This is a genomic window from Phenylobacterium sp. (assembly GCF_036723115.1).
Lineage (GTDB): Bacteria > Pseudomonadota > Alphaproteobacteria > Caulobacterales > Caulobacteraceae > Phenylobacterium.
Genome location: NZ_DAIMHV010000135.1, coordinates 1 through 7,339, shown reverse-complemented (window position 1 = coordinate 7,339; position 7,339 = coordinate 1). Strand labels below are relative to the sequence as shown.

Sequence of the window (7,339 nt, the reverse complement as noted above, 5' to 3'; positions counted from 1 at the left end):
CCACCTTCCTGATCACCAAGCCCTTCCAGCCGGAGACGGTGAAGGCGGCGATCGGTCAGGCGCTCTTCTTCCATCCCCGTCGCGCCGCCCGCGCGGCGGCCTGAGGCCGCGCCCGCGACGACCGGAACGGCCCGCCAAGCCGGACGTTGATGAACCGCAGCCGCGTCGGCTGCGGTTTTTCATTGGAGAGGCCTGATGCTTGGTTGGGCGATCGTCTTTGCAGTCCTGGCCCTGTTGGCGGGCTATCTCGGCTTCATGGGGCTGGCCGGCGTGGCCGCCACCATCGCCAAGGTCCTGTTCGTGGTCTTCCTCGTGCTCCTGGTGGCGAGCTTCGTGGTGCGAGCCTTGCGGGGCCAGTCCGTGGTCTGACCCTTCGGAACTGACCCTGACCGTAAATGCAAAAGAGGCCGCTGTCGGATGACAGCGGCCTTTCTTGTTTAGAGCTCGATCACGCGACGCCTTTCGCCTCAGTTGACCGGGGGCGGACCCTGGTTCACGGGCGCGGCCGTGCCCGTATCGTCCGGATTGGGGATGATGGGCGTGGGCTCGGGCTGTTCGAACAACTGCGCATCACTGGCCTGGCGAGCGTTGTGCGGTTCTGTCGCTGCGAGATCGTCGGCGCGCAGCAGCCAGCTCGCCAGCAGGCCGGCAAAGGCGAGGGTGACGGACACCACCAGCACGATGAGCATGGGGCGGCCAAGGCGGCCCTGTCGGGCGGGGGTCGCGCGGGTCTTCACCCCGTCATGGTTCTGCGGATCGGTCACGCCAGTCTCCTATGGTCAAAAATAGCTCTGCGAGATCGCCATGCCTTCAGCGGGGCGGTCAGCGGCGGCGCTGAGAGCGCCCAGCAGGCCAGCGGCGGCGGCCATGCCGATGATGGCGCTGATCGCCGCCAGACGGCTGCCGGCGGCGGGCGCGGTGGAGATGGCCCGGGTTTGAGGCTTGGCTCTGGAGGTAGAGAAGCTCATCGCAGTCTCGCATCGGGAAAGGGTTTCGGCCCAAGCTCGGCCTTGCGACTTGAACGTCCCCGCGCCGCCGCCGTTCCGCGGGAGACCGGATTCGCGGCGACTGCAAAAAAAAACGACCGAGGCGGGGAACGCCTTTGAGGGTGCGGAGTTTTGATGATGCGGAGGCGGCGACGCCCCCCCCGACTTGAGGCTGGCATTGCTCAGCCTGCCGCCTCCGCACCCCTTTTTCTCGATGATGCCACTCGGCGGACCCCTGGGTCCGCCGTTCTTTTTTCGCGTCCGGCTTCAGCTCTTCCAACTCCCGCCCGCAGGCGGGAGTCTAGCGGACCGGGCTCAGTCGAAGGGTCAGATCCACCCGGCGGCGCATGGGCTCGACCTGGCCGCCCGCGGTCACCGCCCCCTGCGCGCCCAAGGCCTGCAGATCGAACTCCCCCGCGGGGAGGCCCGAGGCGGCAAGCCCGTCCCTGACCGCCTGGGCGCGGCGAGCGGACAGGGCGAGGTTGACTTCGGACGTTCCGGGGGCGTCGGCGAGGCCTAGAACCTCGACCCGGTTCACTTCGCAGGCGGAGGTCACCTGGGCCGCCGCTTCACGCAGCAGAGTCTTCGCCTCAGCGCCGAGATCGGCCGAGTCCGGCTCGAAATAGATGTCCAGCCGGATGTCCTCGCAGGCTGGCTCGCGCACCAGCTGGTCACGGCCCATATGGCCCTGACAGGCCGCCACCATGCCGCCGACGGCCAGCACGGCCAGGATAGAACGGGTCTTGAGCGCCATATGCGTCTCTCCTTGGACGAGTCCGCGCCCCCAATGGCGCACACGAAGAAGGCGGCCCGCAAGGACCGCCTTCGTGTTGGATCAGAGGTGGCCGCCTCAGTAGCGAGGCTGACCGTTCTCCCAATAGTAGCGCTGGCTGGACGGGTCATAGAAATAGTAGCGACCCGCGCGCTCATCATAATACTGGCGACGGTTGGGGGTGGCCGCGCCACAGCCGCCGTCCTCACGGCAGCCCACATAGGCGCCGGCCGCGCCGCCGGCCAGCGCGCCCAGGGCCGCGCCGGTGCCGGCGTCGCCCGAGCCCACATTGTTGCCGATCACAGCGCCGGCCAGGGCGCCCAGGGCCGCGCCGCCGGCGGCGTTACGTTCCACAGTGCCAGTCGAGGTGCAGGCCGCGGCCAGCAGGCCCGCGCCGGCGACGGCCAAAAGGGACTTCATCATTTCAGGCTCTCCTTGAGCTTGTGCCAGGCTGAAAACGTTCGCCCCCGGCGCCGGTTCCCTCGGCCGTCGGAACCGCAGAGGGCCTGCTACCGTTAGCTTTGCCGCAAGAAGCAGGAGAAACCTCCATGTGGACGAGATCGCGTCGAACAGAACTTCCCGTGGTCGCCGCCTCTGATGTCGAGGAGGCGAGGCTGGCCGAGGCCTATGAGCGAGGCCGCGAAGCCGGCCTGCGCGAAGAGCGCCGCCGCCGAAGCCACCCGTTCCGGAATCTGGCCATCGGCCTGGTGGCCCTGGCAGGCGCCGGGGTCCTGGCCACGGCGGCCTGGTACGGCTCCTTCGGGCGTGGCGGCGAAGTGGTGGACGCCCAGCTCGCGGTGGCCGCCGATCGCGCCGAACCCGCCATGCGGGCCGTGGTGAGCGACGCCGGCCACGCCCTGCGGGGCGCCGGCCGTGACCTGCAGAGCCAGGCCTCGGACGCTTCGTCCGTCGACGAGCGGCTGTAGGAGCCATCCATGGGGGGCGTCAAAACCGTTCAGGCGGTGATCAATCTGGCGTCCGGAAGCGTACAGCCGGGCGCCGCCGAGGAAGCTCAGGCGATTTTCGACCGCTATCCGGTGGAGGCCCAGGTCTGCGCTTCCACGGTCGGGGACCTGGAGGCCTGCCTGCAGGCGGCGCTGGCCAAGTCGCCGGATCTGCTGGTGGTGCTGGCGGGCGACGGCACCGCCCGCCGCGCCGCGGAACTCTGCGGACCGGAGGGACCCTTGCTGGCGCCGCTGGCCGGCGGGACCATGAACATGTTGCCCCACGCCATCTATGGCGCCCGGCCCTGGCAGGAGGCGCTCGAGGAAATCCTGGCTCAGGGGGTCGAGCGTCCCCTGGCCGGGGGACGCATCGGCGAGCATCTCTTCCTCGTGGCGGCCATACTCGGGGCCCCGGCCCTGTGGGCGCCGGCCCGGGAAGCCATTCGTGAAGGCCGCGCCGGCGTGGCCCTGCAACGGGCCAGGACCGCCTGGCGCCGGGCCTTCTCGCGCCGGCTGCGCTATGTCATCGGCGAGGGCGAGCGGGCCAAGGGTGAGGCGGTGATCTTCATGTGCCCGACCGCGTCCCGCGCCCTGGCCGACGAGGCCCAGGCCCTGGAGGCGGCCGGCCTCGACCTGCACGGCGCCCGGGAGGCCTTCCGGCTTGGCCTGCGCGCGGCCATGGGCGACTGGCGCGATGACCCGGCCGTGGACCTTGGCCTTTGCCGCCAGGCGCGTGTCTGGGCCGCCCATGGCATCCCCGCTCTGCTGGACGGCGAGAGCGTCGAATTGGGCGCCCTGGCCGAGATCGAATTCGTACCCCACGTGGCCCGCATCCTCGCGCCTCGCGACGAGCCGGCCGGCGCCGAGGGCGATGTCGCCCGCTCGGCCTTGAACCCGGACGCCGAATGATCCGTATCGCCCAACTCTCAGACGTTCACTTCGGGGACGAGAACCAGGATGCGGTCAATGCCGCCACCCAGGCCCTGAAGGACGATCCGCCGGACCTGATCGTCGTCACCGGCGACATCACGCGCTTCGCCAAGGTGGACGAGCTGCAGCAGGCCCGGGCGTGGCTCGACCAGTTGCCGGCGCCGACACTGGTCACCCCCGGCAACCACGACGCCCCCTATCTCGCCTGGTTCGACCGCATCTTCCGGCCGTTTGCGCGCTACGAGAAGATCATCGGCCCGGCCTGGCGTCAGCAGCTGGTGGGCGAGGGGGTGGCCGTGCGCGGCCTGAACACCGCCCGCGGCGCGCAGTTTCGCCTCAACTGGTCCAAGGGGCAGATTCGTTCTGACCAGGTGGAGGACGCCGTCGACTTCCTGCAGGCCACGCCTGACCGTTGCCTGCGCGTCGTGGCCCTGCATCATCCTCTGACCGAGATGATCGGCGGTCCCATGACCGCCAAGGTGTGGGGGGGAACCTCCGCCGCCCGCCGGTTCGCCGAAGCCCGCGTGGACCTGGTGCTGTCGGGCCATATCCATGCGCCCTTCGCCCTGCCGTATCCCTTCGCCGATGAGCGCACCTATGCTGTGGGTTGCGGAACCCTGTCGGTGCGCGAGCGCGGAACGCCGGCCAGCTATAATCTGATCGACGTGGAGGCGGACGAGATCCGCGTCCGCGCCCTGGGCTGGACCGGCTCCACCTATGAAGGCTACCGAACCTGGGCGCTCAATCGCAGGATCTGACGCCGCGCCTCGCGGCGTCAGACTTAAACCTGCGCCTGATCCTGTGGCGGCGCCACAGGATCCCGTCGGCGCTGCAAGCAGCGCTTAGATGCGTCGACCGCGGACCATGTGAACCACGGCCGAGACGACGAACAGCACCAGGAACACAAAGAACAGAATCTGGGCGATGCCGATCGCCGTGCCGGCGATGGACGTGAAACCCAGAAGACCGGCGATCAGTGCCACCACCAGGAAGACAAGAGCCCAGCTCAGCATTTTCATTCTCCTTGAAGGCTCCAGAGCCTTTGCTCCAAAACGAAAAATCCCGCGAGCCGTGAGGGCTCGCGGGACTAAACGTGCTGTAGTCAAGCCTGTTCCCAGGGGACGCGGCTTGTTTAGCCGGCCACGGGACCGGGATGACGCCAAGCCTCGCCCTTGCCGCGGGCGGCGTCGTACTGGGCGGCGGCGAACTCCCAGTTCACCAGATTGTCGAACCAGGCCTCGAGGAAGGCCTTACGGTCGTTCTGGTGATCCAGATAATAGGCGTGCTCCCACACATCGCAGGTGAGCAGGGGCGTCAGACCTTCCCGAGGCAGGAGATCGTCGGCGTCATGGGTGGAAAGCACCACGAGCTTGTCGCCTTCGGCGGCCAGCCAGCCCCAGCCCGAGGCGAAGTGGTTCAGCGACTCGGTGACGAAGGCCTCGCGCAGACCGGCCAGACCGCCGAAGTCCCGGTCGATGGCCGCGGCCAGGTCGCCGGACGGGGCCATCTTCGCGCCCGTCATGCAGGTCCAGAAGAAGGTGTGATTGTAGGTCTGGGCGGCGTTGTTGAAGAGCTTCTTCTTGGCCGGGTCGCCAGCGGCCGCCTTGACCACCTCTTCCAGGCTGGCCGGGGTTTCGCCGGCGGCCTTCAGCAGGTCATTGAGGTTGTCCACATACTTGGCGTGGTGCTTGCCGTGGTGATAGCCCATGGTCCGCGCCGAGATGACGGGCTCCAGGGCGTCCGGGGCGTAGGGCAGTTCGGGGAGCTTGAACACTTCGGTCTCCTGCACTCAAAGAGGGGGTCAGATGTGACGACGCGCCCCCCAGGGGGAGGCGCGCGTCGGGACGTCTATCGGCGGCGGACCCGCGATCAGTGGCGACCTGCGCTCCGCCCGGCCAGGAAGGCGCTGACCGCCGTGGCGATCACCTTGGGGTTCTTCACCGCCAGGGCGCCCAGAGCCGCCACCGCCACGGCCGCGGCGCTGGCCGCGGCCACCGGATGCTGCTTGGCGATCAGGAAGGCGCGCACAGCCAGGCTGTCTTCATCCTGAAGGGCTGGCGGAAGCGGAGACTTGCCCCGCACCGCCAAAAGCGCGCCGCCCAGCAGAAGCAGGCAGACCAGGGCCAGAACGCCGGCCGCGCCGGCCGGGCCCAGGGGGCCGACCAGCAGGAAATACAGGGCGAAACCCGCTGCGCCGATGCACAGCAGGGTCACCCCGAAAAGGGCGGCGAGGCCTATGACCCCGGCGAGGGCCTTTTCGATCAACGGCGGCCGCCGGCCAGCAGCAGGCCGATCACCACGCCCACGCCCACGGCGACGCCGGTGGCGGCCAGGGGGCGTTCGCGAACATTGTCGACCACGTAGCGTTGCGCCTCTTCCAGCTGCTCGCCGGCCGTGTCGGCATAGGCGCGCGACTGGGCGCGAATCTGTTCGAGCCCTTCATGGACCGCGCGTTCGAAATGTTTGGCCGCCTCGCGGAAGGTGCGCTGGGCGTCATCGGCCAGCAGTTGGGCGGACGTGCTCGCAGCGCTGGCGGCGGCCTTGGCTTCGGTCGCAGCCTGATCAGCGTTCGACATCGATTTCTCCACAGGTTCGAGGTCCCCGCACCTCTCGCACAGGGCTCAGCCTGAACGTCACATAGGCCAGGGCGGTTCCGGGTTCCAGGCCAAGCTGAGGCATTTCTTCGCGCCCGGCGCATAGTTCCTGTCGCCCTGGCGAAAATGCAGCGCTAGGGTCAGCCCATGGTGGGGACCAGGCGCCGCGCACGGCTTGCAAAGGAACACCTCGAGCTGGCGCTTGGGGCGGCGGGCCTGGGCGAGTTCCAGTACGATGTCCCCGGCGATTTCTACATTGTCAGCGAGCGCATGGCCGCCATCACCGGCGGCGAGGCCGGCTATATTCCCGCCAAGGGCGGTCGCGCCCTGTGGTCGCGGATTCACCCCGACGATTTTCCCGTTGCGCTGGAGCAGATGCGCGCCGGCTTCGCCGCCCAGGATCGCTATGAGATCGAGTGCCGCGCCGCGCCCCAGGAGGACCGCCCCACCGTCTGGCTGAGGGTGGCAGCCCAGCGCATCCGCAATGCGGAAGGTGAGATCGACGGCGTCATCGGCATCGTCGAGGACATCACAGCCCGCAAGGTGGAGGAGCAGCGCAGCCGCGCCCTGATGGCCGAGATCGACCACCGGGTGAAGAATGTCCTGGCCACCGTCCAGGCCCTGGCCCAGCAGACCGCCAAGCGCACCACCTCGGTGGACAGCTTCCTGCAGGCCTTCATCGGGCGGCTGAAATCTCTGGGCTCGGCCAACGAGCTGCTGACCGCAGCGAGGTGGCGCGGAGCGGCGATCGACCACCTGGCCGCCGCCGAGCTGGGCGGCCTGGCGCCGGGCCAGACCCGGTGGGAGGGTCCCGACCTGTTCCTGACCCCCCGGGCGGCGACCGGCCTGTCCCAGGCTCTGCACGAGCTGGCCACCAATGCGCTGAAATATGGGGCCCTGTCGGTGGAGACCGGCCGGGTTCAGGTGACCTGGCGGCCCACCCTCGAGGGGGGCTTCGTGCTCGAATGGCTGGAGACCGGCGGCCCCGTGGTGGCGCCGCCCGCCCAGGAAGGCTTCGGCGCCACCCTGCTCAACCAGGTCACCCGCCGCGAACTCAACGGCCGCACCACCCTGGACTTCCCTCCCACCGGCGTGCGGGCCAGGCTCGAGGCC

General features: G+C 69.0%; 13 protein-coding genes and 1 pseudogene. 6 read left to right on the top strand and 8 right to left on the bottom strand.

What is annotated here, in order from left to right:
- Both V7D28_RS12400 and V7D28_RS12395 read left to right on the top strand, forming a co-directional pair.
- Positions 1-104 (top strand): annotated as a pseudogene (locus V7D28_RS12400) (response regulator); the annotation flags it as partial.
- Between the two features lie 91 nt (positions 105-195).
- Positions 196-369 carry a DUF1328 domain-containing protein gene (locus V7D28_RS12395; protein WP_333587692.1) on the top strand — a complete coding sequence of 58 codons (174 nt, stop codon included), beginning with the start codon at positions 196-198 and terminating at the stop codon, positions 367-369.
- Positions 370-467: 98 nt separating this feature from the next.
- Here the strand turns inward: V7D28_RS12395 and V7D28_RS12390 are convergent, their stop codons facing one another.
- The 4 genes from V7D28_RS12390 to V7D28_RS12375 all read right to left on the bottom strand — a co-directional run bounded on the left by V7D28_RS12390 (position 468) and on the right by V7D28_RS12375 (position 2,181).
- A complete protein-coding gene (locus V7D28_RS12390; protein WP_333587691.1) occupies positions 468-764 on the bottom strand; it encodes a hypothetical protein in 297 nt (98 codons plus the stop codon).
- A gap of 15 nt (positions 765-779) precedes the next feature.
- Positions 780-968, bottom strand: coding sequence for a hypothetical protein (locus V7D28_RS12385; RefSeq protein ID WP_333587690.1), 189 nt, complete (start codon positions 966-968; stop codon positions 780-782).
- Positions 969-1,287: 319 nt separating this feature from the next.
- Complete coding sequence (locus V7D28_RS12380) at positions 1,288-1,740, bottom strand: OmpA family protein (protein WP_333587689.1); 453 nt, start codon at positions 1,738-1,740, stop codon at positions 1,288-1,290.
- 96 nt (positions 1,741-1,836) lie between these two features.
- Positions 1,837-2,181, bottom strand: a complete 345-nt coding sequence (locus V7D28_RS12375) for a YMGG-like glycine zipper-containing protein (RefSeq protein WP_333587688.1) — start codon at positions 2,179-2,181, stop codon at positions 1,837-1,839.
- Positions 2,182-2,339: 158 nt separating this feature from the next.
- On the opposite strand from V7D28_RS12375, the gene V7D28_RS12370 reads away from it, so the two are divergent.
- From V7D28_RS12370 to V7D28_RS12360, 3 genes are read left to right on the top strand one after another with little or no spacing between them, the layout of a single operon-like run.
- A complete protein-coding gene (locus tag V7D28_RS12370; protein WP_333587687.1) occupies positions 2,340-2,684 on the top strand; it encodes a hypothetical protein in 345 nt (114 codons plus the stop codon).
- Between the two features lie 9 nt (positions 2,685-2,693).
- Positions 2,694-3,611, top strand: a complete 918-nt coding sequence (locus tag V7D28_RS12365) for a diacylglycerol/lipid kinase family protein (RefSeq protein ID WP_333587686.1) — start codon at positions 2,694-2,696, stop codon at positions 3,609-3,611.
- Positions 3,608-4,390, top strand: a complete 783-nt coding sequence (locus tag V7D28_RS12360) for a metallophosphoesterase family protein (RefSeq protein ID WP_333587685.1) — start codon at positions 3,608-3,610, stop codon at positions 4,388-4,390. Before V7D28_RS12365 ends, V7D28_RS12360 begins: the two co-directional genes overlap by 4 nt.
- An 84-nt stretch (positions 4,391-4,474) precedes the next feature.
- On the opposite strand, the gene V7D28_RS12355 is transcribed toward V7D28_RS12360, so the two are convergent.
- The 4 genes from V7D28_RS12355 to V7D28_RS12340 all read right to left on the bottom strand — a co-directional run bounded on the left by V7D28_RS12355 (position 4,475) and on the right by V7D28_RS12340 (position 6,208).
- Entirely contained in the window at positions 4,475-4,645 is a 171-nt protein-coding gene (locus V7D28_RS12355) for a DUF1328 domain-containing protein (protein WP_333587684.1), read from the bottom strand.
- A gap of 119 nt (positions 4,646-4,764) precedes the next feature.
- Positions 4,765-5,406, bottom strand: coding sequence for a superoxide dismutase (locus tag V7D28_RS12350; RefSeq protein ID WP_333587683.1), 642 nt, complete (start codon positions 5,404-5,406; stop codon positions 4,765-4,767).
- 95 nt (positions 5,407-5,501) lie between these two features.
- Positions 5,502-5,897 carry a hypothetical protein gene (locus V7D28_RS12345; RefSeq protein WP_333587682.1) on the bottom strand — a complete coding sequence of 132 codons (396 nt, stop codon included), beginning with the start codon at positions 5,895-5,897 and terminating at the stop codon, positions 5,502-5,504.
- On the bottom strand, positions 5,894-6,208 hold the full coding sequence (locus V7D28_RS12340; protein WP_333587681.1) for a glycine zipper domain-containing protein: 315 nt from the start codon (positions 6,206-6,208) through the stop codon (positions 5,894-5,896). Before V7D28_RS12340 ends, V7D28_RS12345 begins: the two co-directional genes overlap by 4 nt.
- A 165-nt stretch (positions 6,209-6,373) precedes the next feature.
- Between V7D28_RS12340 and V7D28_RS12335 the strand changes: the two genes are divergently transcribed.
- On the top strand, positions 6,374-7,339 hold a 966-nt coding region (locus V7D28_RS12335; RefSeq protein WP_333587680.1), incomplete at its 3' end, for a sensor histidine kinase.